The organism is Bacteroides sp. MSK.20.12 (assembly GCF_019052435.1).
Lineage (GTDB): Bacteria > Bacteroidota > Bacteroidia > Bacteroidales > Bacteroidaceae > Bacteroides > Bacteroides xylanisolvens.
Genome location: NZ_JAHQVH010000001.1, coordinates 302,497 through 329,342, shown reverse-complemented (window position 1 = coordinate 329,342; position 26,846 = coordinate 302,497). Strand labels below are relative to the sequence as shown.

Sequence of the window (26,846 nt, the reverse complement as noted above, 5' to 3'; positions counted from 1 at the left end):
CCTCTTTAGACTGGCTAAGATTTATGCATACCCCCAATGATTATCGGGTGAGCCGTTTAAAGTTCGTATATATTTTCATGTATTATAATAAAAGAGGCTGTCTAACAAGTTTAGACAGCCTCTTTTGATATCTTAGTAGTCTTCTAAATTATTTCTTAGAAGCTTCCAAAGATGCTTTACGGAATTCTTTCATTGCTTTTTCGATTTCCAAAGAAGCTTTACGAGCGCGAGTTCCTGCTGCTTTGTTACCGTTTTCGATCTGTGCGTTAGCATCTTTTGAGAAGTCAGCATACAGAGCTGCTACCTTTTCTACCAATTCTTTCATAATCCTTTTATTTTTTTCGTTAATAATGTGCCGCAAAAATACACTGTTTCCCGAAATAAAAGCATAAAATCAATATTTTTTTTGAAATAATCTTCGAAAAATATCTAAAAAAGGGGCTTTTCACCATTTTTACCTACCTTTGTAGCCATGAAACTGCTTACAGATACCGATTATATACATGCATTGATTGCTGAAGGGGAGCACCAGCAACAGGACTTTAAATTCGAAATTTCCGACGCACGCAAAATTGCCAAAACACTCTCGGCTTTTGCCAACACGGACGGAGGAAGATTACTTATTGGCGTAAAAGACAATGGAAAAATCGCGGGAGTACGCTCCGAAGAAGAAAAATATATGATTGAAGCCGCCGCACAACTTTATTGCGTGCCGGAAGTGGAATACACATTGCAAACATATATAGTGGAGGGACGGCAAGTGTTGGTAGCGACCATCGAAGAAACTCCGCATAAACCGGTTTACGCCAAAGACGAAACCGGGAAACCTCTAGCCTATCTCCGCATCAAGGATGAAAATATTCTGGCAACACCTATACATCTCCGTGTATGGCAACAGAGCGACAGCCCCCGTGGCGAACTGATCCGTTACACCGAACGTGAACAGCTCCTGCTCGAACAACTGGAGCATGGCACTTTACTCTCACTCAACCGCTACTGTCGCCAAACCGGACTTTCACGACGTGCCGCTGAACATCTGCTCGCCAAATTTGTTCGTTATGATATTGTGGAACCCGTATTCGAAAATCATAAATTCTACTTCCGAATAAAAAACGAATAACCACAAACAATACTTAATACTTGATACTTAATACTTAACTATGACCTTTATCAACGAGATTAACGACATACTCTGGACCTATATTCTGATTATCATGTTATTGGGATGTGCTGTCTGGTTCAGTATACGGACACGCTTCGTACAATTCCGCATGATTCGCGAAATGATCGTACTGTTAAGCGAATCTGCGGGCAAAGGGAAGCAGGGAGAGAAACATGTATCTTCTTTTCAGGCATTCGCTATCTCTATCGCCAGCCGTGTGGGTACGGGAAATCTTGCGGGAGTGGCTACCGCCATCGCTATCGGCGGTCCCGGAGCTATTTTCTGGATGTGGGTCATCGCACTGTTAGGGGCTTCGAGTGCTTTCATCGAGTCTACCTTAGGGCAATTATACAAAATACGCGGAAAGGATTCATTCATCGGAGGTCCTGCTTATTATATGAAGAAGGGATTGAAACAACCGTGGATGGGAATGCTTTTTGCCATATTAATAAGCATCACTTTCGGTTTTGCTTTCAATTCTGTACAGAGCAATACCATCTGTGCTGCTGCGGAGCATGCTTTCGGGTTCAATCATATTATATTGGGAGGGGTACTGACATTGCTGACGTTGGTTATCATCTTCGGAGGTATTCAACGCATTGCCCGTGTCAGCAGCATTATCGTGCCGGTTATGGCATTGGGATATGTGGGGCTGGCGCTGGTGATTGTTATACTCAATATCACTCATTTACCGGGTGTCATCGCTCTGATTATCAGTCATGCTTTCGGCTGGGAACAGGCACTGGCAGGAGGAGTCGGCATGGCATTGATACAAGGTATCAAGAGAGGGCTCTTCAGCAATGAGGCCGGTATGGGATCGGCTCCGAATGCGGCTGCCACGGCTCATGTCAGTCATCCCGCGAAACAAGGATTGATACAGACTTTGGCAGTATTTACGGATACATTATTGATTTGTACTTGTACGGCTTTTATCATTCTGTTTAGTGGTGCTCCGCTGGATGGATCGACCAATGGAGTGCAGTTGACTCAACAGGCATTGACGAACGAGATCGGTTCTTCGGGCAGCGTCTTCGTTGCTGTGGCTCTTTTCTTTTTCGCTTTCAGCAGTATTCTGGGAAATTATTATTACGGGGAGGCCAATATCCGCTTTATCACTCACCGGAAGTGGGTGCTTCATGGTTACAGGATATTAGTAGGCGGTATGGTGCTCTTCGGTTCACTTGCCACATTGGATATGGTATGGAGCTTGGCAGATGTCACTATGGCATTAATGGCTATCTGCAATCTGATCGCTATCCTCTTCCTTGGAAAATATGCGATCCGCCTATTAAATGATTACCGGGCGCAAAAGAAAGCCGGTATCCAAAGTCCTGTTTTTAAGAAAGAGTCTATGCCGGACATCGAAAAGGACTTGGAATGTTGGTGAAAACCAACTGTTTTTGTACCTTTGCACGGAAATTGACAGATGGTAGTTATATTATATACCTTCCACGCACTCAAATAGTAAATTGTAAATTGTAAAATTGTAAATATAACAATGGGCTTATTTGGTTTATTCAAGAAAAAATCCGATGAAACGAAAGTCGGCAATGTAGAAGATTTCATTTCACTGACCCGGGTGTATTTCCAGTCAGTGATCGCCACAAACTTAGGTATCACCAATATCCGATTCTTGCCGGACGTAGCTAACTTCAAACGTTTGTTTAAAGTGCCTACTCAAAACGGTAAACTGGGATTGGCCGAAAAGTCTGCGTCACGCAAAATGCTAATGCAGGATTATGGCCTGAATGAGAATTTCTTCAAGGAAATCGACGCTTCCGTAAAACGTAACTGCCGCACTCAAAATGATATTCAATCTTATTTGTTCATGTATCAGGGATTTTCTAATGATCTGATGATGTTGATGGGAAATCTGATGCAGTGGAAGTTCCGTATGCCGTCGATCTTTAAAAAGGCTCTGTATGGCATGACGCAGAAGACGGTGCATGATGTTTGCACCAAAATGGTATGGAAAGCGGATGATGTGCATAAGACGGCTGCGGCTATCCGCCAATACAAAGAGCGTCTGGGATACTCGGAGCAGTGGATGACGGATTATGTGTATAATATCGTTCTACTTGCCAAGAAGGAACCGAAACGGAAGGATGACGACACGGAAACAAAAAAATAAGTCGCGTTAAATGTTAGAAAAGCGTAAAGATTAATATGATAGAGAAAGCGGGGGTTTTGTACTTCCGCTTTTTTTGTTATCTTTATGTACTTTTTTCTTTTGTCTTGATACAAAAGAAAAAGTACCAAAAAGAAAAAATCAAGGCTGCGTCTGCCCGGCTACTCCGGTCTCATCCCCGGCGTTAAGAAGGGCAGAAACTCGCTTCGCTCAAACAGTCTGCCCTTCTTAACGCCGGGAATGAAACCTCCGCTTGACGCCGTGCAGACGAGGCCGGGAGGCCATGCGGCGTGGAGTGCTATGCAGTGTAGAGTGCTATGCGGTGTGATTGTGTATTATGTTGCGCTTTGATGATTATGTTGGTAGGTTATGGATGGAGGATACTTAGGGGATGAAATGCTGTTCGGGATTTGAGACATATAGTTCGGGGGGAAGGGAGGTCGTTCAAACTTAAAATGCTTATTATATAATTTAAAAATTGATAGATTGCTTATGAAACAAAAGAAAATGCTTACACTTACTTTTTCACAGTTGAAACAAATCTATGGTCAGGAGATTCCGGAGATAGTGGAGATAGCGGATAAGAGCTCTACTGTTGAGGATTTCAAGACTGGAATACTGCGGTTGTTGGAGACTTGCAGGATAGAAAACGAAGCTGCGGAGGAGGCGAGGGAGCAAATTCGACTCTTACTCCATTATGATGGGCAGAATGTCCATGAACTGTCTACGGGACAGGATATGTCAGTACAGACTATTCGGCTGCTTTATGAGTTTCTGACGGGGACGTTGGAGAATATGGAGATGCCGACGGATTTGTTTATTGAAATTTTTCAGATGTTCAAACGGTTGAAGGGAGAAGTTATGCCTTTGCCGTCACCGCAGCGTATCAAAAGTCGGAATGACCGGTGGGAAACCGGGCTGGATGAAGAGGTACGGGAGATACGGGATGAGAATAAGGAGCGGATGTTGCACTTGCTGATTCAGAAGATTGAGAACAGGAAGTCGAAGCCTTCGGTTCGTTTCCACTTTGAGGAGGGAATGAGTTATGAGGAGAAATACAGGTTGGTGAGTGAGTGGTGGAATGATTTCCGCTTTCATTTGGCGATGGCTGTGAAGAGTCCGGGAGAACTGAATCGGTTCTTGGGGAATTCTCTTTCTTCGGAGACGATGTATTTGCTTTATCGGGCACGAAAGAAGGGGATGCCGTTTTTTGCAACTCCTTATTATTTATCGTTACTCAATATCACGGGATATGGGTATAATGACGAGGCTATCCGGAGTTATATTCTGTATTCGCCACGGTTGGTGGAGACGTATGGAAATATTCGTGCGTGGGAAAAGGAGGATATTGTAGAGGTTGGTAAACCTAATGCTGCGGGATGGCTTCTGCCGGACGGGCATAATATTCATCGCCGGTATCCGGAGGTGGCTATTCTCATTCCTGACACGATGGGAAGGGCTTGCGGGGGACTTTGTGCTTCTTGCCAGCGGATGTATGATTTCCAAAGCGAACGGTTGAATTTCGAGTTTGAGTCTTTACGCCCGAAGGAGTCATGGGATCGTAAGTTGCGCCGGTTGATGACTTATTTTGAAGAGGATACACAGTTGCGGGATATTCTGATTACAGGGGGCGATGCGCTGATGAGTCAGAATAAGACGCTTCAGAATATTTTGGATGCGGTGTATCGGATGGCAGTACGCAAACAGAAGGCAAATCTCGAACGACCGGAAGGAGAGAAATATGCGGAATTGCAACGAGTACGGCTGGGGTCACGGTTATTGGCTTATTTGCCGATGCGTATCAATGACGGATTGGTGGATATTCTGCGGGAATTCAAAGAAAAGGCTTCGGCTATCGGGGTGAAACAGTTTATTATCCAGACTCATTTTCAAACACCGCTGGAGGTCACGCCTGAAGCTAAAGAGGCGATTCGGAAGATTCTTTCTGCCGGATGGATTATCACGAATCAGTTGGTATATACAGTGGCTGCTTCGCGTCGGGGACATACGACACGGCTTCGCCAGGTGCTCAATTCATTGGGCGTGGTATGTTATTATACTTTCTCGGTGAAGGGATTCAATGAGAATTATGCAGTATTTGCTCCCAACAGCCGTTCGATGCAGGAACAACAGGAGGAAAAGTTTTATGGTCGGATGACACCGGAACAGGCGGAGGAATTATACAAAATATTAGAGACGAAAGTCGGAACGGAAGAGGAGACGAAAGAAGATGTTGCCAAGCAATTAAGACGTTTCATGAGAAAACATCATTTGCCTTTCCTTGCTACGGATCGCAGTGTATTGAATTTACCGGCTATCGGTAAGAGTATGACCTTCCAATTGGTAGGACTAACGGAAGAAGGAAAACGGATTCTACGCTTCGAACATGACGGCACTCGTCATCATAGCCCGATTATCGACCAGATGGGACAGATTTACATCGTAGAAAATAAATCACTGGCTGCTTATCTGCGCCAATTAGCCAAGATGGGAGAAGATCCGGAAGATTATGCTTCTATCTGGAATTATACGAAAGGAGAAACCGAACCTCGCTTCAGTCTTTACGAGTATCCTGATTTCCCCTTCCGCACTACTGATAAAATGAGTAATTTAGAAATAAGTAATAAGTACTAAGTATTAAGTAATAAGTACTAAGTATTAAGTAATAAGTACTAAGTAATAAGTACTAAGTATTAAGTAATAAGTATTACCGAAGCTGCTGGATAATACCTGCTATTTGATACTTGTCGATTAATACTTAAACTTGTTGATTGATACTTGTCGGTTAATACTTAATACTTATTCATCATTCTTTTACACGTATTACTATATTTGCAATAATTGCAGTTAGGCCTCCGGTGGTGATCCCTGAAGAGAAGATACTTCGAATTGCTTCCGGGGCTTGTTGTAATACGTCCGGCATTAATTCTACTCCTAGGCCTAAGGAAAGGCTGACTGCTAATACCAGAGTTTCTTTACGGCCTATTTCTTGTGAGGAGATAATACGGATTCCTGCCGCTGCTACTGTACCGAACATTAGTAAGGTTGCACCACCCAATACAGGATCGGGCATTAAGGAGAATACGGCACCTACGATAGGGAATAATCCCAAAAGAACGAGCATTGCTGCGATATAATAACCGACATAGCGGCTGGCTACTCCGGTCAGTTGGATAATACCGTTATTCTGTGCAAAGATGGAGTTGGGGAAAGAGTTGAATATACCAGCGAGGAAGGAGTTGAATCCATCTGCCATTACTCCACCGGAAACTCGTTTCAAATAGGAATCTCCTTCAATGGGAAGTCCGGAAATCATAGAGTTGGCAGTCACGTCACCTGTTGCTTCGATGGCAGTTATCAGGTAGACCAGACCAATGGCTATGAAAGAAGACACATTGAAATCAACACCATATTTAAAAGGTTGGGGAATATTAAAGCTCATCAGCATTTCTACATTCAATGCACTCATATCCACTTTTCCCAAAACAAATGCCAAACCATAACCCAGACAAAGTCCGAGTACAATGGAACTCATGCGCAGGTATTTGTTCCCACAACGGTTGAAAAATAAGACGCTAAGAAGTACCAGTGCTGCAATAGACAGGTTTTCCCAGGTAGCAAACGTACCGTTATCCATAGCTGCATATCCACCTCCGCAAGATACGATACCTACTTTTATCAGGCTCAATCCGATAAGCAGTACGACAATACCGGAAACCAGCGGAGTGATGATATTACGCAAATATTTGAATGTGCGGCTGACAATCATTTCGATAGGTGCGGCAGCCATACAGGAACCGAAAATCAACGGCAATCCGCCTACCATTCCTGTGGCGATGATAGGACCGATAAAAGAAAAACTGGTTCCCTGGATGCAGAGCAGCTTTGCTCCTATCGGACCGAAACGACGGCATTGTATAAAGGTAGATACTCCCGAAGCAAAAAGGGACATGGAAACTAGAAAGCTTGTCTTTTCTACATCCAGTTTCAAGGCACTCGCTATGATAAGCGGCGGTGTGATAATTGCCACGAAAATAGCCAAGAGATGTTGTAAAGCCGCAAACAGGGCGTCTTTAAAAGGGGGACGGTCTTCTACGCCGTAGATTAAATCAGTTTTCATTTAATAGGTTGTTCTATATATTTTGTAAGTTCCACAAAGGGATAAACGGAGATTCCTCTGAAGTTCGGATTCTTTTAGCCTGACTTCTTTTTACTCTATTTCTTTTAACTCGCTTTTTAATCCGTTTTTTGGTTCGATTTTTGGTTCGATTTTTTTAGTTCAGCGTCCATTTCAGAGCAAGCGTCGGGATCACATAAAAGCCATCGCGACCACCGAAGTTATTGCTCAATTCGACTTCGGAGCCAACGCTTAGATTGAAGTTTTTATTTACTCCCTTGATTTGATTCAGGTTTACCCAAAATTGTGGTTCGGAGAGGAAGATAGTCTTTCCGTAGTTCGTTTCTTCACGCCACCAGTCGGCAAAGCCGGAGAAAGTGAGCAGGTTACGGCAGAAGTTTACGTACCATGTACCTGTCAACTGGAAGTTGTTGGGTGATGAGTGTTTCTGAATATACTTATACATGGCGGTCAGTGTGAAGCCTTTGGAAAAAGAAGCATTATTAAAGGTATACGTGGCTCCTGCCAGATAAGCATTTTTATAAGACATACCTTTGGATAATCCACCGTTATATTCAAGATGCGCAGAGAAAGGACCTTTCCAGAATTTCACTTCACGGGCTATTTCCCAATAAGCAGCAGCGACACCTTCGGAGGTATAATCCATATCGACAAAGAAATAAGTACTTCCCCAAGTATCAGGATGAAACTTCTCTACTGTGGAAGTTAACAGCGGACGACCTTGCAAATCTTTATCATACAAAGAACGTCCAAAATCATAATGTAACTGGATGTTTTGCGCCTGCAATCCCGGTACGGCAGAGAGCAACATACAAAGGAAAAGAGCAGAGATAATCTGTTTCATAAGTAAATGTGTTTAAATGAAGATGCAAAAATAGTTAAAGCTACACATATAAACACACTACTTTTATTTTTTTTTATTCCAGGTTATTATTTCCCGTGTCCCACCAAAGCCTTGTACCTCCATGATCGTTTCCTCCTAAAGCTTCCACAAGCGCGGAATATTGCTCCGGGTCTTCCGTCTGTAAGGTACCGGGGAAGTTTAGACGGCGCACCATAATCTCCGTGTCGATAGAACCGTTTCTGCTATGGTTGAATCGTACGGGAAATAAACGGGGATACCCTGTTCGTCTTTGTTCTGCCCAAGCTTCGCAACCTTCCGGGAACATAGCAATCCACTTCTGCGTAATGATCTTCTCCAGTTTCGTTTCCTTATCATCCAGGCGATTCCATTTGGGAGAGACTTTACAACGGGCTTCTATATTATTTTCTTCATCATACGTGTCTATAAAGTCGGAGGCGGTCCGTTCACTTTGCAGATAATCTTCTACGCCATAGATTCCCCATTGATGGAAAGAAGTAGTTACACCGTTCTGATAACAGGTTTCTTCATCTTCATCCGTCCACCCGCGCAATGCAGCTTCGGCACGCAGAAACCAAACTTCCGAAGCAGTCATCAGAGGCGCATCGGTGCTTTGCTTGACAAACAGCTTCGACAATCCGGAATAATGACTATGAGCAAAACATGTCCCTTGACGAATTCCACGATATTGTCCTTTCAGGGTTTCATCCGTACAGTGTTCGAAATAAATTCCAAGACGGGGATCATTATATCCCACCAAGATTGATTCCATATTCGCACTCATGTAAGTTTCATTCCACACACGGTTAAGTTCTCCCAATGGATTGGTATATCCGGATTTGGTAGAAACAACGGCTCCGCCTGTTTCCGCTTCAAAGAAGCCGTAATCGTTTTCTTTTATTTTCTGTATTTCAGCACGTGCCTTATCGGGGGCAACAGAGGCAATACGCATAGCTAGACGCAAACGCAACGAATTGGCAAACTTTACCCAAGAAGGGTATTTACCATCCAACAAAATATCAAAACGTGCAAATCCATTAAATTCCGGTTTCTCCTCTATATAACCGGTGAGGGCAACCACGGCAGAATCGAGTTCATTGAAAAACTCATAATAAACATCTTTTTGTTTATCAGGACGGTAGTGGTTTTCTGCATTCGCAAAATTCTTATAAATGATGGGACCATAATAATCCGTCACACGATGCATGGCTTCTACCTTTAATATTTTCGTGATCCCGAACAAAGCAGGATGTGTATTCCGGGTAGCATTCTCCGATTGGTATATCTGCGGGAAAATATAAGAATACATATGCGTCCACATGGCGCTGTTCCAACCATCCTGCATATTATAGTCGGAATTATGCGAACCTCCGTTCAAGGGTTTGCCGTCATGCATATATCCACCGAACATATCTGCGTTCAGATTCTGTATCAGCTGGAAAGGCCAGTTCTTCCCTTTTCCGAAATCATAATTAAAATAAATACCCTGCTGAATAATGCCCAAACGGATTCCATAACCATTGTCGTCAATAATCAGGTCATCATCCGTGATTCCGGACAAGTCGGTATTGTAATCACGGAAATTACCGGTACATGCTACAGAAAAGAGCAGTAAGCCCAGCAAGTATAGATATACATATTTTCTCTTCATTTCTCTCTCCTACCTTTAAAATTCACATTTCAGAGTAAAGCCCAAACTACGGGTTGTAGGCATTCCGAATACTTCAATCCCTTGGTTATCATTTCCGGTGGAAAGTACCAAATCCGGATCAAAAGGAGCTTTCTTATATAAGAAACATAGATTGCGGGCCACAAACGAAAGCTGCACATCTTTCAGAACCTTCGTTTTCTGTATCCACTTCTTTGAGAAATTGTAGCTCAACGATACTTCGCGCAACCGTAAATTAGTGGCATCATACATATAATACTCTGTCACTCCGGCACGCCCGCCCACTACATTTTTATAGAATCCTTTCACATTATCGATCTGCTGACCTTCAAGCATCACATATCCTCTGTCGCGTGTATCAGCCGTAATTTCCGATACGCCATAGAGATCCATTTCCGCTTGTGTCTGCGAAAGGACTTTTCCTCCGTAACGCCAGTCAAGCAGGAAATAAAGGCTGAATCCTTTGTAAGAGAATGTGTGATCCCATCCCATCATAAAGACAGGGTTGGCATTTCCTACTTTCACCGTATTTCCGTCACCTTCCACCAATGGAAGTCCTTTGTAATCTTCTTCTGTTTCATAAACAATGTTTCCTGCGGCATCACGTACAAAGGCTTTACCGTAGATATCACCGATAGAACCACCTTTCACCAGTTTCATTGCATAACTGGAAGAAAAGCTCGTAGGCCCGTAGACTAATTCTTTCAATTCGTCGTGCAGCTTCACGATCTTATTCTTGTTAGCAGAAAAATTGATGGAAGTTTTCCAGGTGAAATCAGAAGTTAGCATTGGAGTTCCGTTCAGTGTCACTTCCCATCCTTGGTTTTGGATATTTCCGGCATTCACATACCGGTAAGCAAACTTATCACCTGCAAGAGCAGGAAGTTTGAAAAACTGATTATAAGTATTGGTACGATAATAGGTCAGATTGATTCCTAACCGATGTTGGAAGAATCTCCATTCCGTTCCGAATTCCATGGCATGAGTCATTTCCGGCTCCATATCTTTGAAAGGAGCTGCATCATTTGCCTGTATCTCGCCACCGGCACCGATATGAGAAGTGGAATTAGTGACAAATACAGGAATATCGTTCCCCACTTTACTATAGGCACCACGCAGTTTCGCAAAAGAAATCCATTCGGGCAGCTTCACCCATTTATCAAGCAATATGGAAAGACCAACGGAAGGATAAGCAAATCCCGCTTTCTCATGTTCAGTATAAGCCAAGGTTGATGCCCAGTCATTACGAGCTGTCAAATCAAGAAATAATTTTTCCTTGTAGCCAATCTGTGCTGTACCGAAAATAGATTGAAGCTGACGATGCTCATCTATTTTCTGGTCAATACTGGCAGAACTGTTCATGATGATATTGGCAATATTAAATACATTAGCAAACTTCAGAGAAGCATTCTTAGAATCATAACGGGTCGAGTTTCTGATTCGATCATTTATACTACCGCCAATAGCCGCATCCAGTGTAAAATCTCCCCAGGTTTTCTTAAACATCGCCATGACATCACCATACATCTGCGTTTCCTGATAATCCATTTCAATATATCGACCGTTCGCTCCACACAGGGCAGTAGCGGTAGATGCATAGAATTTCTGACGCAACTTATCAGCCCAGTAGTCCATGTTGCCACGAGCTTGAATAGTCAACCAATCATTTATCTTAAAGTTTGCCGAAAGGGAAAGGATAATGCGCGTACGCGTTTCTTTACTTTGTATACGGTTCACTATCCAATATGGATTCTGTTCGAAGTCTTCGGTAAATGTATGCCAGTTTTGCACATTCAAATTCCGTTCTTCGTCATAGGTTTCAAAATGGTCTTTATAATAAGACAGATTCTCACCACGAGGAAAACGATAAAGCCCTACCAACGGATTCATATAAAAGCCTCCCGATACCGGCTTATTCTCAACAGTCTGTTTCATTACATTCACATTACCATCCAGTTTCAGACGTTTGTTGAACATGGTAGCTGTTTCGCGTAGGTTTATATTATGTTTCTTCAGCTTGTTTTTATCCATAATCCCCTTTCCGGTGGTGTTGGCATAGGAGAAATAAGTTTGTAGAGTTTCATTTCCATAGCTGACGGACACAGAAGTCATTGAGGTCAATCCGGTACGGAAAAAATCATTCAGGTTATCATGAGCCGTCAGATTATCTTTCTCACCCCAGCTGTCTACCACATCACTGACACCGTAACGATCCTGCATTTTAGGCAGGCTGAATGCTTTCTCGAAAGTTAGTCCCGTAGAGAAATTAATATTCCTTTGCCCGACAGAATTTCCTTTTTTAGTAGTGATAAGAATGACCCCGTTAGCAGCCATGCTACCATATAAAGCTGCTGCTGGAGCACCTTTCAAGATACTGATGCTTTCCACATCTTCCGGGTTCAGGTTAGAAATCCCATCTCCTCCATCACGGTTGCCGGCATTCGCCGTACCTCCAATTGCCGAATAAGCCTGCTCGGAAGAGGTATTCGACATCGGCACTCCGTCTATCACATACAGCGGTTGATTATCACCGGACACCGAACGGATTCCCCGGAGACTGACTTTGGCAGAACCGCCCATACCGGAAGAGTTTTTATTGATTTGTACACCGGCCGCTTTTCCTGCCAGGGCAGTAATCATATTTATTTCTTTTACACGATTCAGTTCCTCACCTTTGATTTTCTGCGCAGAATAAGCCAGTGTAGCTTCATCCTTTTCAATTCCCAAGGCTGTTACGATGACATGGCCAAGCATCACCGCGTCTTCCTGAAGGCGTATTTCAAGCATAGTCCGACCTGTCACATTGACTTCTAAAGTCTTGTAACCTACAAAAGAAACCTGCAAGACAGCACTATCCGGAACAGATAAAAAGAATCGTCCATCAATATCGGTCACAGTACCATTGGCTCCCCCTTTTTCTCGTATTGTAGCACCGATTAGTGGTTCACCATAGACATCAATAACACGCCCTCTCACGGTATAATTGTCAGAAGGAGTTTCTATCGTCCCTCTTAACAGTTGTTGCTCCGAAGCATAACAATTCCCACCCTCCAGGAAAAATAAGCTCATTAAGAAACAACTTACTAAAATTTCTTTTTTCAATGATATAATAAGATACTGTTTGTTCATCACACCGCAAAAATAACTAAATATTTTAAATCTAGCATTTTTTCTCATTGATTTTGAGGGAAATAAACATTATCACTATTTTTGTACGAAATTAAAATGAACGATAACATGGAAATCGAAACACATCCGCTAGAACCATTTCTCCCAGCGAAATCAAAATTGCTTATGCTGGGCAGTTTCCCGCCACAGAAAAAAAGATGGTCGATGGATTTTTATTATCCAAACCTAAACAATGACATGTGGCGTATATACGGAATCTTATTCTTTAATGATAAGAATCACTTTCTGAATTCAACACTAAAATCGTTTTGTCGTGAGCAAATCATAGACTTTTTGAACGAAAAGGGAATTGCCCTGTTTGATACCGCTTCATCCATCCGCCGGTTGCAGGATAACGCATCGGATAAGTTTCTCGAAGTAGTGGAGGCTACCGATGTAGCAGCATTGCTGCGACAACTTCCCGAATGCAAAGCCATCGTCACTACCGGGCAAAAAGCAACGGACACTCTCCGACAGCAATTCGAAATAGAAGAGCCGAAAGTAGGCGATTACTCCGAGTTCGTTTTTGAAGGACGCGCCATGCGGCTTTACCGGATGCCTTCATCATCAAGAGCATATCCACTGGCGTTGGATAAGAAAGCAGCCGCTTACCGGATTATGTTTCAGGATTTGCAGATATTGAGGTGAGGTTTAAGTGGTAAGTATTAAGTATTAAGTATCAAGTATTAAGTATTAAGTATCAAGTATTAAGTGTTAAGTATTAAGTATTACATAGTAAGAATTAAATTATAAATGAATATGGCAACATTATTTTTGCAGTACCCGGCATGCAGCACATGCCAGAAAGCCAAGAAATGGTTAACAGAAAATAACATTGAGTTTACAAACCGATTAATTGTAGAAGAAAATCCTACAGTTGAAGAATTAAAAGCATGGATTCCACGTAGCGGTTTACCGGTGAAGAAATTCTTCAACACGAGCGGATTAGTATATAAAGAGCTGAAACTAAGCGAGAAGCTGCCTGCTATGAGTGAGGAAGAACAGATAGCACTCTTGGCAACGAACGGTAAATTGGTGAAACGCCCATTGGTAGTGACAGACAGCTTCGTTCTGGTCGGTTTCAAGCCCGATGAGTGGGAAAAATTAAAATAATTCAAAACTTATTTACCCGAATGTTTGGAGATTCAGAAGTTTCTACTACCTTTGCAGCCGCAAACACGGGAGTAGCTCAGTTGGTAGAGCACCGGTCTCCAAAACCGGGTGTCGGGAGTTCGAGCCTCTCCTCCCGTGCAGAGTTAAATAGCTGTAAACGATAAGTTTATGGCTATTTTTCGTTTTAGGTCAGACGAATTTCGGACGAAATTAATTATAGTGACGGTATCCGGCAAAGATAGTGACGGTATACAACAGTGATAGCGTCACTATCCCAAGCATATACCGTCACTATTATTTTCTAGGATTATCTATCTGGAATTGTACGTTTATTCATATCAGTGAATATTACGCATAATAATATGATGTACATTTCCAATGACTCCTGTTTGCTTTCCTAGTTCTTATTTGTTCTTTCTAATCCTTTAGCAGCCTCAACCAAACGAATGAATTCTCTTCTATATCCTTTATCATCGTTATTCAGTCCCTGTTTAGCCAGATCAATCACTTTGTCGTAACTGGCATTTCCTTTAAAGTCAGACTCCCGGAGTAACTGTCCGAACATAGCCACTGCAGAAGCAAAGCGGAAATCGGAAGAAACATTATTTCCTTTATTATCTACGAAAGGAAGTTCCATTTTCTTGCTGACATCTTTATCCGGAGCTTTATAACGCAGTTTCACAGTCAGGAGTTCATTAGAGCCTGTCGGCTTCACGGACACTTTCTCTTTCTTCTGATATTTCAAGTCGTCTATTTTACCTACATATTCATTCTTTACTCCCGTAGGAATCACTTCGTAAAAGGCTGTCACTGTATGTCCCGCACCCATATCTCCGGCATCTTTAGCATCATTATTAAAGTCCTCGTCTTTCAACAGACGACTTTCGTAACCAACCAGACGATAGGCCTGCACTTGGGAAGGATTAAATTCGACTTGCAGTTTGACGTCTTTTGCCACTGTATGCAGCGTAGCACCGAATTCGCCTACCAAAACACGGTTGGCTTCCTGCAAGTTATCTATATAAGCATGATTGCCATTTCCCTTTTCAGCCAACACCTGAATCTTCTTATCTTTATAATTACCCATGCCATAACCCAGTACGGTAAGGAATACTCCACTCTTACGTTCTTTTTCAATCAATTGTTCCAATCCTTCAGCGGAAGAAACACCCACATTAAAATCACCATCGGAGCAAAGTATGATACGGTTATTGCCGTTAGAGATCAGATTCTTCTTGGCTATTTTATACGCTAACAAGATACCTGCACCACCTGCCGTAGAACCACCAGCCGTTAATTCATCTATCGCTTCGCGAATCTTCTGTTTGTCGCTACCCGGAGTTGCTTCCAGTTTCACACCGGCACTGCCTGAATAAGTTACAATCGCTACTTTATCTTTATCCCGTAAGTTATTTACCAATAATTTGAGAGATGACTTCACCAAATCCAAGCGGTTGGCTCCCCACATAGAACCGGAGACATCAATCAGGAATACCAGATTAGATGCAGGCAGATTATCCGTCGGGATTTCTTTTGCTTTCAGGCCGATACGTACAAGACGATGGTTTGTGTTCCAGGGACAGACTCCGGATTCCATCGTAATTTTCACAGGATCACTTCCTGTCGGCTTCGGATAATCATAAGAAAAGTAGTTCACTAATTCTTCCGTACGGATAGCATCAATCGGAGGCAGTTCACCTTTATTGATAAAACGACGCATATTACTATAAGAAGCGGCATCTACATCAATAGAGAAAGTAGAAAGCGGAGCATCCGTCACACTCTTGAAGCCGTTCTCCTGAAACTCTCCGTATTCTTCCGCATTTGCAGCATCATACATGATTCCCGGAGTCGGACATACTGCCCTGTAAGCAGTAGACATTACTTTTGCAGCTCTTGTCTCATGGCCGTATCCTACCACCACACATTCTTCCAATGCCAGTTCGTCAGCTTTCATCTTCACATCCAGCGTGGCCGATTTTACCACCCTTCTCTCTTGCTTATACCCGATATACTGGAACAACAACGTTTCCCCTTTCTTAGCCTGTATCGTGTACCGGCCATTCATATTCGTTACCGTACCCTTCGTAGTACCCTTTATCTGTACCGAACAGCCAACAAGCGGAGTTCCATCCTTTGCATCCGTCACAGTACCCGACACGGTAATAGCTTGCGCGTTCACCATCCCTAAAGAAACAACTGCCATCAGCAGTACGAGCATCATTGCTCTGAATTGATTTGTTTTCATAACTTCATTATTTAAAATGTTACTAATAGTTCGCTTTTACTATAGAGATGCAGATTTCACACTGATTCCATAAATGACTTGAACTTTTTTTATCCGGCAGAAAAAAGAGTCCTTTCAAAATTCTCCCTTATTCCTTTGCCACTCATCAGATGATGTGTATATTTGCGAATCATAAACATATCACAAATATGAAAAACGAAGTCGACGGAAGGCGGGAAATAGCCTCGCGAAACACGGCCTGGGCTAATAACATTGCCCGCAAACTAACTCGTTGGGGTGTCACTCCCAATCAAATTTCCATGATGAGTGTATTCTTCGCTATGGTAGGTTGCCTCCTGCTGATTGGCACAGTTATTTATCCCGGCTTCAATAAATATGTAGCCTATATTCTGTTCATCGTTTGTATGCAGTCGCGGTTGCTCTGCAACCTGTTCGATGGGATGGTTGCCATTGAAGGAGGAAAGAAAAGCGCCAACGGAGATCTTTATAACGATATGCCCGACCGTTTTGCCGATGCATTATTCATCATTCCCGTCGGGTATGTAGCAGGTGGATTCGGAGTCGAATTGGGATGGCTGGGCGCCCTTCTTGCTGTTATGACAGCTTATTTCCGCTGGATAGGAGCCTATAAAACACATCAGCATTTCTTTAATGGTCCGATGGCCAAACAACACCGCATGGCATTGCTGACACTGACCTTTGTAGTCGCCACCTGCACCATCCATTCAGGATACGACCGGATGGTATGCTTCATCGCTCTAATCATTATCAACATCGGTCTTATCGCGACACTGATACATCGCCTGTACCTCATGTCACACACAACAAACACTGAAATAAAATGAAAAATCTACTGGATAAAATATTCCCTACATTAAGCGATGAACTGATTATTGTCATCTCGCTTATCATCGGATTGCTTGTTACGGCAAGCCTTATTCTTTTCCTCGTAAAAAAGATATCTCCGAAAACAAATATCAGCGAACTCGCCGCACGCACGCGCTCATGGTGGATTATGGCGGGTATGTTTATCGGCGCTGTATTTATCAGCTATAACATTTCTTATTTCTTCCTTGCCTTTCTCTCTTTCATTGCTTTCAGAGAACTTTATTCTGTATTGGGATTCAGAGAGGCAGATCGCGGAGCACTGTTTTGGGGCATACTGTCTATCCCCATTCAATATTATCTGGCTTACCTTGCCTGGTATGGAGCATTCATCATCTTCATTCCGGTAGTCATGTTCCTCGTATTGCCTTTACGGCTGGTTTTAAAGGGAGACACACACGGAATCACCAAGTCAATGGCACTCTTGCAATGGATTCTGATGCTTTCGGTATTCGGTATCAGCCACCTCGCTTATCTCCTGTCGCTTCCCGAACTGCCTGGATTCAGTTCCGGAGGACGGGGCCTGCTGTTGTTCCTTGTATTCCTTACGGAAATCAATGATATCATGCAATTTATCTGGGGCAAACTTCTCGGACGGCATAAGATTCTTCCGAAAGTAAGTCCGAACAAGACGTGGGAAGGTTTCCTGGGTGGTGTCATCAGTACCACTGTCATTGGTTACTTTCTCGGTTTCCTGACTCCCCTCTCCGCTCCCAACGTTATTCTGGTTAGCGCCCTCCTTGCGATTGCCGGCTTCTCGGGAGACGTGGTCATCTCCGCTATCAAGAGAGATAAAGGAATTAAAGATATGGGGAACAGTATTCCCGGTCATGGAGGAGTATTCGACCGGATAGATTCGCTGTCCTACACTGCTCCTGTATTTTTTCATTTAGTTTATTACATTGCATATTAAACGGAGAGAATGGAAAAAAGATTCATGCAAGCTGCTGCGATGCAGATTATATATAAAGGTGTTTTCCAATGGTTCCTGAAATTAATCGTAGGGGTTCAGTTCACCGATTGCCGCTTCCTTAAAAAGGAAAAGCAATTCATTATCCTTGCCAACCATAACAGCCACCTGGACACCCTAAGCCTGTTGGCTTCCCTGCCCGGCGATCTTTTGTGGAAAGTCAAACCCGTAGCAGCAGAAGACTATTTCGGGAAAACCCGCTTTCAGGCTTCCATCAGCAACTTTTTCATCAATACGCTTCTTATCAGAAGAAAAGGGGAAAAAAATTCGGAGCACGATCCGATCCGTAAGATGCTTGAAGCCATCGATGCCGGGTATTCACTGATTCTCTTTCCGGAAGGAACCAGAGGGAAACCGGAGCAGATGGGAAAAATAAAATCCGGCATTGCCCGTATCCTGTCGCTACGACCTGAAGTGAAATATATTCCTGTATTCATGACCGGTATGGGACGCTCTTTACCCAAAGGAAAGATGATCCTGTTGCCATACAAAGCATCTATCTATTATGGTATGCCCGCTTTGGTAAAGAGCACGGATACACATGAAATATTGGAGCAGATAACAGGTGATTTTGAAAGAATGAGAGAAAAATATCAAGTCGTTATCGACGAAGAAGAGGAATAGATGTTGTTTTTCAAAAGAAACATATCGAAACTATCGGACGAGGAATTACTGATACACTATACGAAGTCCGGCGATACGGAATATTTCGGTGAATTATATAACCGATATATCCCGTTACTGTACGGGCTTTGCCTGAAATACCTGCATGATGAAGACCGGGCACAGGAAGCAGTCATGCAGTTGTTTGAAGATTTATTGCCTAAACTGGGAAATTATGAGATAAAAGTTTTCAAGCCATGGCTCTACCGGGTGGCGAAGAATCATTGCCTGCAACTTTTACGGAAGGAAAATAAAGAAATTCCGTTAGATTATACGGTTAATATTATGGAATCTGACGAATTTCTGCATCTATTAAGTGAAGAGGAAAGTTCGGAGGAACAACTGAAGGCATTACATCACTGTCTCGAAAAGTTGCCCGAAGAACAACGGACCAGTATTACGCGTTTCTTCCTCGAAGAGATGTCGTATGCCGACATTGTGGAACAGACCGGATTTACTCTGAACAATGTGAAAAGCTATATCCAGAACGGAAAGCGAAATTTAAAAATTTGTATTAAGAAACAAGCCCTATGAAACTATTGGACTACATACGAGGACTCCGCAAAGGAAAAGAGGCCCACCGACTGGAACGAGAGTCGATGCAGGATCCTTTCCTGGCCGATGCTATGGATGGTTACAGCCAGGTGGAGGGAAATCACGAACAACGGATCGAGAAACTGCGGATGCAGGTTTCAGCTCATTCGGCAAAGAAAAAGAACACCCGTGCTATCACTTGGAGCATCGCTGCCTGTCTGGCTATCGGATTCGGTATCAGCAGTTATTTCCTGTTCCTGAAAAAGAGTATGACGGACGAAGTGTTCATTGCCAAAGAGAGTGTTTCCTCCAAGTTGGCTGAACCCGCAGCTCCGCCTACTCCGGCCATTCCCGCAACTCCAACAGTTCCGGCAACTCCACAAAAGGAAATCGCATTGGCTACCGCAAAGGTAAAAACAGATTCCACTCCTGCTTCCGAAGATTCTACTCCTGTTTCCGAAATTACTGCGAAACAAGCGGAGAAGAAAGATATGATTGCCAAAATCCAAGCGACTTCCCAACCACAACAAGATACGCCGCCTGTGGCAACTGTGCCGGTAATGGAGGAAGTGTCGGAAGAGACTGCCGCATTGCAAGAAGTAGTAGCAACGATGGATACTTTCGAATCTGAATCGGATAAGAAAATGAAGTTGGCTAAGGTAGCGACTATCCTTCCTCAAAAGAACATGATTAAAGGGAGAGTGACCGACGAAAAAGGAGAACCGCTTATCGGAGCCAGTGTGACATATAAAGGAACGAATATCGGAACCATCACAAATATGAATGGAGAATTTTCGTTAGTCAAAAAGGATGATAAGAAACGATTGACAGCGGAGTATATCGGATATAATCCGGTAGAAATCCGGATAGATACCAGCCGGACGATGCTCATTGCCATGAACGAAAACAAACAGGCACTCAATGAAGTGGTGGTAGTGGGATACGGCGCTAAGAAAAATAAGAAGTCAACAACTACCGGAAATGTTGTGACGGTTAAGGAACAGGCAAAGAAAGAGATTACTCCGCAACCTGTCATCGGTAAACGTAGCTATCAAAAATACCTGAAAGAGAATCTCGTTCGTCCAACGGATGATAACTGTAAAGATATTAAGGGGGAGGTAGTCCTTTCTTTCTTTGTTGATGAAGAAGGAAAGCCACAAAATATCACTGTTATTCATGGATTATGCGAATTCGCTGATAAAGAAGCCATCCGGCTTGTCAAAGAAGGACCTAAGTGGACAAGTGGAAAACTCCCGGCAAGAGTAACAGTACGATTCTGAACTTAATAAATACCAATAAGAAGGCACATTTGTGCCAACACAGTGGCACAGACATGCAAACAAGGTGGCATTGTTGTGCCAACCTATTGGCATAGTAATAACAACACAAAGCCTATCTTAAATCAGTTCGTAACTAGCCATCTGTATTGGCATATCCAAATTATGAAGCACTTTCTCCAATAGAATACCCTCGCGGTTATCATATTCATACCCGAAAGTGGCACGAATACCTTGCAGAATAAACTGTGTGGCACGGTCCAATGCCATCGGCAGACTGTCTCCCTGCATTAAAGAGCCGGTGATGACACTTGTAAAAGTATCGCCCGTGCCGGGATAATGTGCAGGCAGATAAGGGCAGGTCACTTTCCAGTAGCGGTTTCCCTGACGGTTATAAGCATAGACAGACGTTTTATGAGGCTCATCATGTACAGGAACACTGGTGATGATAACCACTTGCGGCCCTTTGTCGGACAAAAGACGAAGATATTCTTTCAGCTCTTCATCCGTGTTATCTGCTTTATAGGGTTTATCCAATAAATAAAACAGTTCCGTCAGATTGGGGGTAATCACATCTGCTTTCGTGATTAAGTGGCGCATCTCTTTTATCATCTCTCCATCAAAGTTGGTGTATAACCGTCCGTTATCTCCCAACACCGGATCGGCAACGATCAGGCTGTCCGGCCGACGAAAGTCCCTGATAAAATCAGAAACAATCTGAATTTGTCTCGGAGAACCCAAGTATCCGGTATAGATAGCGTCGAACTCTACCTCCAGTTTCTTCCATTGGGCAATAATCTTCGGCATCTCGTCCGTCAGGTCGAGGAAGGAGAAACCGGGATATTGCGTATGATTGGATAATACAGCCGTAGGAAGCGGACAGACCTGAAAACCCATGGATGAAAGAATAGGAATGACGACGGTCAGAGATACGCGCCCCATTCCCGAAAGGTCATGGACGGCGGCTATTTTCTTTACTTTATTGGCATACATATAATTTATAATTAAACGTTTTACTACTCTTATCCTACAAATTCATTTATCTACTATGGACAAACAGAAACAGATATTCTATTTACATCAAAGGAGATTCGACTATATTCTCCAAAAGACTCTATTACATCCGATGGAAACCGGACTTTATCCAAACAGAGCCTCTATTTACATTAAACGGAAGCTCTGTTTATATGAAACAAAGGCTCTATTTCTTATCAATAGAGCCTCTGTTTTTAAGCGTCAACGGAGTCTCCATTTCGTTTGTACTAACAAATATAAAACTCCATTGTTTTGAAACCAAATTTATTTTAGAATAATCAACACGGAAACATTAGGTTAATATCACTAACACGTCTCGTGCCCCATGCGCTCCCATCACTAAAGCCTGCTCAATATCGGCAGTCTTTGACGGACCGGAGATGAACGTTCCGAACTGATATTCCTGTCCGTCCAGTTCGCGGTAGGCGTCATACATGGTATTTACAATTTTATTCCGGTCGAGCAGAATGACCAACTTCTCCGAGATAAAATAAATCGCTTTATATTTTACCGTCTGCGGTATCCAGATGGCTCCGTTTTCGGCTACTCCGATTTCTCCTTTCACTACAGCAACATCTGTGCCGTCCAACTCTTTCGGATCATCCAAATTATCGGGATTGAATGTAGCGCAGGAAATATCCGGCAATACGGAAGCAATGCGCATAGCATCCGGATAAGTCCGTCTTATGACTGTATTCACATCTTCCCCTTCACCCAATACAACTGCCGTACCACCCACCGCACGGCTGATTGCACAGAACTGTTCTATCTTATCAGGATATGACAATCGTTTCATATCCGCAATATCCGGTTTATCATAACGCGTCTGCGTATGCTGGCGGATGCTGGCTAATATTTCTTCTCTACTACTCATTTGGATTCCTCCTTTCCCTGTACTTTGTTTTTCTTCCACATTTCATTGAACGACTCGCTGGCAAATTCCGGCAGTTCACGCCCCTTTCCCCAATCGTCGAGATCGTTGTATTTCATGAAACGAGGCAGGCCATTTACCACCGGGGCTGCCCACAAGGCTGCGTTGAACAATGCCGGACGCTCCATCAGGAACTTCATACTGCCGGACATGATCTTCTTTCCCGTATTGGCTTTCCCCAGTCCGTCCAAATCCTGACGCCATTTGTAAATCTGTTCTGCCAAATCTACTTTCACCGGACAGACATCGGAACAGGACATACACAGAGAACAGGCTGAAAGATTATCATAATACTTCTCCGGAGCGTGAGCCATACCCAAGTTGATGCCAATAGGTCCGGGGATGAAGTACGTATAAGAGTAGCCTCCACTCCGGCGGTACACCGGGCAGGTGTTCATGCACGCACCACAACGAATACAGTTCAGTGTCTTGATATGGTCGGACTTGGACAGTAAGGCACTCCGGCCGTTGTCTACGATGATAATATGATATTCACCGCCTTCTCGGGGACGGCGGTAATGAGAGGTATATGTTGTCACCGGTTGTCCGGTGGCCGAACGGGCGAGTAATCGGGTGAACACACCCAATGCGTCCAGATCCGGGACGATCTTTTCCATACCGAAAGCGGCAATGTTCAGTTTCGGATAGGAAGTACCCATATCGGCATTTCCTTCATTGGTGCAGACCACAATATCACCGGTTGAAGCGACGGCAAAGTTGGCGCCTGTCATGGCGGCTTCGGCATTGAGGAAGAGATGGCGCAGGTTCTTACGTGCGGCATGAGTCAGGTAGGTAGGATCAAAGTTTCCCTTTTCCGTGCCCATCTCCTTTTCGAATAGTTCGCCTACCTGTTCCCGTTTGATGTGGATGGCAGGCAATACGATGTGGCTCGGTTCGAGATGCATCAGTTGCAGGATGCGTTCGCCCAAATCGGACTCTACGACATCGATGCCACGCTCCATCAGGAAAGGATTCAATCCACACTCTTCGGCGAGCATGGATTTGCTCTTGATGAAATGGTGGACGTTATGCTCATTCAGTATTTCGTAGACGATGGCGCAGTATTCATCGGCATCTTTTGCCCAATGTACGATGGCGCCGTTGGCGGTAGCATTCTTCTCAAACTCCAACAGAAGTTCTTCGAGGTGGCTGTTGGAGTATAGTTTCAACTCGCAAGCCTTGTTGCGCAACTCTTCCCATTCGGGAACTTCCTTGCTCATCTTGTCCCTTTTGGCACGGACCATCCAAAGGGTTTCATTATGCCATGCTGCCATCTTGCTGTCCTGCAAGAACTTTTCGGCAGCCTTTGAATGTTTTGTACTCATGATTGCGACGCTAGAATTTCTACAATATGGATAATCTGAATAGGCAGATGCTCCCGTTTGATGACACCTTGCATGTGCATCAGGCAAGAACTGTCCGCTCCGACAATATACTCGGCTCCGGTAGCGATGTGATCTTTTACCTTATCACGCCCCATGCAGACGGAGACTGCCTGCTCTTCCACCGCAAACATTCCGCCAAAGCCGCAACACTCGTCAATATGGCTGGGCTCGAATACTTCGATGCCTTCTACCAGATTGAGCAGGTCACGCAATTTATTGTAATAAGGGATGTTCAGTTCGGTGGGAGCGGAAATCAACAGTTCGCGCACCCCATGACAGCTATTATGAATACTGACTTTATGAGGAAAGCGTGCAGGAATTTTGGAAGGTTTCAAGACATCGTGAATGAACTCACAAATATCATAAATCTTTCCCGCACTCTGACAAACATGTCCTTCTTTCTCCAGAATGCCCGGATGATTCTCTTTCACAAATGCCACACAACTGGCGGAAGGACCGACGATGTAATCGTATTCCCGAAACAGATCGTCAAAACGGAGTGCCAATTTCATCGATTCATCTTCAAAACCGGCATTTGCCATCGGTTGTCCGCAACAAGTCTGATCCAACGGATAATCGACGTCTACTCCCAAACTTTTCAATAGTCTATACGATGCCACTCCCACATTGGGGTAAATAGCATTGATATAACAAGGAATAAACAAACCTACTTTCATACTATATTTTGTAATAATTTAAGCTTCTTCCGCATCACCCGTCTATTTTGTTCAACGGATGTCGATTAATTTGTGTGTTTGCAGGCTGAGTCTCCATTTGGGATGTCGCATTACACAGTCCACTGTTGAAGCAGTGTTATTACAAGAACAAGGCTGGAGGAAAAAATGTTCGGCCGGAAGTAGTTCAAAAATACTTATATCTTGTCCTTCATAGACCACTTTCACTTCATCCATCCGGTCGATGGCAAGTTTCACCCCTTGTTTGGGGGAGCAGGTCACCCAGTCGATAGCTGCCGGCAGGGGGCGTGTACCGTTGGTTTCGATGGTCACATATTTGCCTGCTTGGTGCAAACGGTCAATCAATTCATCGTCTATCCATAAGGAAGGTTCGCCGCCCGTAAGGACAACGGTGACGGCAGGATATTTTTTCACTTCGGCGATTATTTCATCGTCGGTCATCATTTTTCCTTCTTCGTGTTGTGTGTCGCAAAAGTCACATTTCAGGTTGCAGCCGGAAAAACGGACGAAGATGGCCGGAGTTCCGGTATGGTAGCCTTCGCCCTGCAAGCTGTAAAAGATTTCATTAATCTTTCTCATCATCAAAATTTGTTTGGTTTGCTATTCTTGTCCTTCTGCGCCGACGGGATCTTTCTCGTAGATGACAATGTTTCCTTCCGATTCCTGCACTTCTACTTTATAGCATTGAGGAATCTGTTTGCATACCCACCGGGCGATATTCTCCGCTGTGGGATTAAATGGGAGTACTTCGTTCAGATTTTGATGGTCGAGTTTCTCCGTGACCACTTCTTTGATGCGGGTGAAATCTACCACCATTCCTTCGGAGTTGAGCCGTGCGGAACGGCAATAGACGGTGATAATCCAGTTGTGACCGTGTAAACTGGCGCATTTACTGCGATACGGGAGTACCAGCTTATGAGAAGCCGAAATCTCCATGCGTTTGATTACTGTAAACATGAGTGTATGTATTTTAATAGTTACACGCATCTAATGTCACCTCGATGCAACGGCAAAGGTAATATAAAATAGAGTTTTCATCCAGCAAAGAGTGTTATTTTTTCCCTTTTTTTGCACTATCTTTGCCGCATGAAAACTCTATATATTGTTTTAGGTAGTATTTCCCTTGCGCTCGGTATTCTCGGCATCTTTCTGCCGCTACTGCCTACTACCCCTTTTCTATTGCTCACCGCTGCCCTTTATTTCAAAGGGTCGCCCCGATTATATAACTGGCTGCTCAACCATCGGCACTTCGGTCCTTATATCCGCAATTTCCGCGAAAACAAGGCGATTCCTCTCCGTGCCAAAATAATTTCTCTCGTATTAATGTGGGGAACGATGCTTTATTGCATTTTCTTCCTGATTCCTTTTATATGGGTAAAGATTCTCCTGGGATTGATAGCCGCAGGAGTCACTTATCATATTCTTTCTTTCAAGACGTTAAAGTAATGCGATAGTCCCTGCCGTGCATCGGCAAGTTTATCTTCCCAATGTTTCACGGAGTTCTGGCCAATTATGTCAGTCACGTACTTCACGGAAATAAACGGGATTTCTTTTGAACGGCAGACAAATGCCTGTGCGTATGCTTCCATATCTACAACATCTCCGCTAACGTGAGTCAACTCGGTGAGGAAGCCATCTCCCGTATTACAGATTCCATGTTCCGTCCAATGCGTGCAATAACCTTTTTCTTCGAGCAGAGCTGATGAATCGATCTCACACTCCAATCCGAACTCTTTCATTTTCTGCATATCACGGTCTACAAACTTGCGGCATACAAAAATATCCCCTACCTGATGGTTGACTGTTCCGGCACTTCCGATATTGAGCACCAAGTCCGGTTGTACCTGACGGATTGCTTCTGCCAGATGAAAGGCTGATTTAACTTTACCAATGCCTGTACGAACGTAGTAAGGTTCTATATCCGGCCATTTAATCTCTACAAATTCGCCTTGGACGGCGTAGGTTATTAATATTTTCAACATG

General features: G+C 43.6%; 25 protein-coding genes and 1 tRNA gene. 13 read left to right on the top strand and 13 right to left on the bottom strand.

The window, feature by feature from the left end; all coding sequences use genetic code 11:
* Nucleotides 1-148: 148 nt before the first annotated feature.
* Complete coding sequence (locus KTR06_RS01250) at nt 149-325, bottom strand: histone H1 (protein WP_004301965.1); 177 nt, start codon at nt 323-325, stop codon at nt 149-151.
* A gap of 147 nt (nt 326-472) precedes the next feature.
* On the opposite strand from KTR06_RS01250, the gene KTR06_RS01245 reads away from it, so the two are divergent.
* The 4 genes from KTR06_RS01245 (at nt 473) to KTR06_RS01230 (ending at nt 5,924) form a co-directional block, all read left to right on the top strand.
* Nucleotides 473-1,120 (top strand): helix-turn-helix domain-containing protein, encoded by a 648-nt coding sequence (locus KTR06_RS01245; protein ID WP_004314088.1) that lies wholly within the window; start codon nt 473-475, stop codon nt 1,118-1,120.
* Nucleotides 1,121-1,160: 40 nt separating this feature from the next.
* Entirely contained in the window at nt 1,161-2,549 is a 1,389-nt protein-coding gene (locus KTR06_RS01240) for a sodium:alanine symporter family protein (protein WP_217289874.1), read from the top strand.
* A gap of 111 nt (nt 2,550-2,660) precedes the next feature.
* On the top strand, nt 2,661-3,293 hold the full coding sequence (locus KTR06_RS01235) for a hypothetical protein (RefSeq protein ID WP_004314086.1): 633 nt from the start codon (nt 2,661-2,663) through the stop codon (nt 3,291-3,293).
* Nucleotides 3,294-3,782: 489 nt separating this feature from the next.
* Nucleotides 3,783-5,924 (top strand): KamA family radical SAM protein, encoded by a 2,142-nt coding sequence (locus KTR06_RS01230; protein WP_217289873.1) that lies wholly within the window; start codon nt 3,783-3,785, stop codon nt 5,922-5,924.
* A 172-nt stretch (nt 5,925-6,096) separates the two neighbouring features.
* Here KTR06_RS01230 and KTR06_RS01225 read toward each other — a convergent pair whose 3' ends face one another.
* The 4 genes from KTR06_RS01225 to KTR06_RS01210 form a co-directional block, all read right to left on the bottom strand.
* Nucleotides 6,097-7,410, bottom strand: coding sequence for a nucleobase:cation symporter-2 family protein (locus KTR06_RS01225; protein WP_008021078.1), 1,314 nt, complete (start codon nt 7,408-7,410; stop codon nt 6,097-6,099).
* A gap of 154 nt (nt 7,411-7,564) precedes the next feature.
* The gene (locus KTR06_RS01220) at nt 7,565-8,272 is read right to left on the bottom strand and encodes a DUF5020 family protein (RefSeq protein WP_008021077.1); all 708 of its coding nucleotides are present in this window, start codon (nt 8,270-8,272) and stop codon (nt 7,565-7,567) included.
* Between the two features lie 73 nt (nt 8,273-8,345).
* Nucleotides 8,346-9,941 carry a SusD/RagB family nutrient-binding outer membrane lipoprotein gene (locus KTR06_RS01215; protein WP_121960033.1) on the bottom strand — a complete coding sequence of 532 codons (1,596 nt, stop codon included), beginning with the start codon at nt 9,939-9,941 and terminating at the stop codon, nt 8,346-8,348.
* A gap of 15 nt (nt 9,942-9,956) precedes the next feature.
* A complete protein-coding gene (locus KTR06_RS01210) occupies nt 9,957-13,088 on the bottom strand; it encodes a TonB-dependent receptor (protein WP_217289872.1) in 3,132 nt (1,043 codons plus the stop codon).
* Nucleotides 13,089-13,196: 108 nt separating this feature from the next.
* Here KTR06_RS01210 and KTR06_RS01205 point away from each other — a divergent pair, with 108 nt between their 5' ends.
* The 3 genes from KTR06_RS01205 (at nt 13,197) to KTR06_RS01195 (ending at nt 14,378) form a co-directional block, all read left to right on the top strand.
* Nucleotides 13,197-13,775 carry a uracil-DNA glycosylase family protein gene (locus tag KTR06_RS01205; RefSeq protein ID WP_049703251.1) on the top strand — a complete coding sequence of 193 codons (579 nt, stop codon included), beginning with the start codon at nt 13,197-13,199 and terminating at the stop codon, nt 13,773-13,775.
* A 111-nt stretch (nt 13,776-13,886) separates the two neighbouring features.
* Nucleotides 13,887-14,240 carry an arsenate reductase family protein gene (locus KTR06_RS01200; protein WP_004308288.1) on the top strand — a complete coding sequence of 118 codons (354 nt, stop codon included), beginning with the start codon at nt 13,887-13,889 and terminating at the stop codon, nt 14,238-14,240.
* 65 nt (nt 14,241-14,305) lie between these two features.
* Nucleotides 14,306-14,378, top strand: a tRNA-Trp gene (locus KTR06_RS01195).
* 259 nt (nt 14,379-14,637) lie between these two features.
* Here the strand turns inward: KTR06_RS01195 and KTR06_RS01190 are convergent.
* The gene (locus tag KTR06_RS01190; RefSeq protein ID WP_217289871.1) at nt 14,638-16,488 is read right to left on the bottom strand and encodes a VWA domain-containing protein; all 1,851 of its coding nucleotides are present in this window, start codon (nt 16,486-16,488) and stop codon (nt 14,638-14,640) included.
* Nucleotides 16,489-16,676: 188 nt separating this feature from the next.
* On the opposite strand from KTR06_RS01190, the gene KTR06_RS01185 reads away from it, so the two are divergent.
* Genes KTR06_RS01185 through KTR06_RS01165 form a run of 5 tightly spaced genes read left to right on the top strand, consistent with a single transcriptional unit; the run spans nt 16,677 to nt 20,820 of the window.
* The gene (locus KTR06_RS01185) at nt 16,677-17,333 is read left to right on the top strand and encodes a CDP-alcohol phosphatidyltransferase family protein (protein WP_004325081.1); all 657 of its coding nucleotides are present in this window, start codon (nt 16,677-16,679) and stop codon (nt 17,331-17,333) included.
* A complete protein-coding gene (locus KTR06_RS01180; protein WP_008016953.1) occupies nt 17,330-18,286 on the top strand; it encodes a phosphatidate cytidylyltransferase in 957 nt (318 codons plus the stop codon). Before KTR06_RS01185 ends, KTR06_RS01180 begins: the two co-directional genes overlap by 4 nt.
* Before the next feature lie 24 nt (nt 18,287-18,310).
* The gene (locus tag KTR06_RS01175) at nt 18,311-18,967 is read left to right on the top strand and encodes a lysophospholipid acyltransferase family protein (RefSeq protein ID WP_182429335.1); all 657 of its coding nucleotides are present in this window, start codon (nt 18,311-18,313) and stop codon (nt 18,965-18,967) included.
* The gene (locus KTR06_RS01170; protein ID WP_004325078.1) at nt 18,968-19,540 is read left to right on the top strand and encodes an RNA polymerase sigma factor; all 573 of its coding nucleotides are present in this window, start codon (nt 18,968-18,970) and stop codon (nt 19,538-19,540) included.
* Complete coding sequence (locus KTR06_RS01165) at nt 19,537-20,820, top strand: energy transducer TonB (RefSeq protein ID WP_217289870.1); 1,284 nt, start codon at nt 19,537-19,539, stop codon at nt 20,818-20,820. The genes KTR06_RS01170 and KTR06_RS01165 overlap by 4 nt, the downstream gene beginning before the upstream one ends.
* A gap of 117 nt (nt 20,821-20,937) precedes the next feature.
* Here the strand turns inward: KTR06_RS01165 and KTR06_RS01160 are convergent, their stop codons facing one another.
* The 6 genes from KTR06_RS01160 to KTR06_RS01135 all read right to left on the bottom strand — a co-directional run bounded on the left by KTR06_RS01160 (nt 20,938) and on the right by KTR06_RS01135 (nt 25,820).
* Nucleotides 20,938-21,810, bottom strand: coding sequence for a pyridoxamine kinase (locus KTR06_RS01160; protein WP_004304792.1), 873 nt, complete (start codon nt 21,808-21,810; stop codon nt 20,938-20,940).
* Nucleotides 21,811-22,144: 334 nt separating this feature from the next.
* Nucleotides 22,145-22,726, bottom strand: coding sequence for an LUD domain-containing protein (locus KTR06_RS01155; protein WP_217289869.1), 582 nt, complete (start codon nt 22,724-22,726; stop codon nt 22,145-22,147).
* The gene (locus tag KTR06_RS01150) at nt 22,723-24,108 is read right to left on the bottom strand and encodes a lactate utilization protein B (protein WP_217289868.1); all 1,386 of its coding nucleotides are present in this window, start codon (nt 24,106-24,108) and stop codon (nt 22,723-22,725) included. The genes KTR06_RS01155 and KTR06_RS01150 overlap by 4 nt, the downstream gene beginning before the upstream one ends.
* The gene (locus KTR06_RS01145; RefSeq protein ID WP_004304789.1) at nt 24,105-24,845 is read right to left on the bottom strand and encodes a (Fe-S)-binding protein; all 741 of its coding nucleotides are present in this window, start codon (nt 24,843-24,845) and stop codon (nt 24,105-24,107) included. Before KTR06_RS01145 ends, KTR06_RS01150 begins: the two co-directional genes overlap by 4 nt.
* 51 nt (nt 24,846-24,896) lie before the next feature.
* Nucleotides 24,897-25,442, bottom strand: coding sequence for a radical SAM protein (locus KTR06_RS01140; RefSeq protein WP_004304788.1), 546 nt, complete (start codon nt 25,440-25,442; stop codon nt 24,897-24,899).
* Nucleotides 25,443-25,463: 21 nt separating this feature from the next.
* Nucleotides 25,464-25,820 carry a 6-carboxytetrahydropterin synthase gene (locus KTR06_RS01135; RefSeq protein ID WP_004304787.1) on the bottom strand — a complete coding sequence of 119 codons (357 nt, stop codon included), beginning with the start codon at nt 25,818-25,820 and terminating at the stop codon, nt 25,464-25,466.
* 129 nt (nt 25,821-25,949) lie between these two features.
* Here KTR06_RS01135 and KTR06_RS01130 point away from each other — a divergent pair, with 129 nt between their 5' ends.
* Nucleotides 25,950-26,309, top strand: a complete 360-nt coding sequence (locus KTR06_RS01130) for a YbaN family protein (protein WP_004304786.1) — start codon at nt 25,950-25,952, stop codon at nt 26,307-26,309.
* On the opposite strand, the gene KTR06_RS01125 is transcribed toward KTR06_RS01130, so the two are convergent.
* A complete protein-coding gene (locus KTR06_RS01125; RefSeq protein ID WP_118408606.1) occupies nt 26,279-26,845 on the bottom strand; it encodes a nucleosidase in 567 nt (188 codons plus the stop codon). The two genes, KTR06_RS01130 and KTR06_RS01125, sit on opposite strands and share 31 nt — an antisense overlap.
* Nucleotide 26,846: the final 1 nt, after the last annotated feature.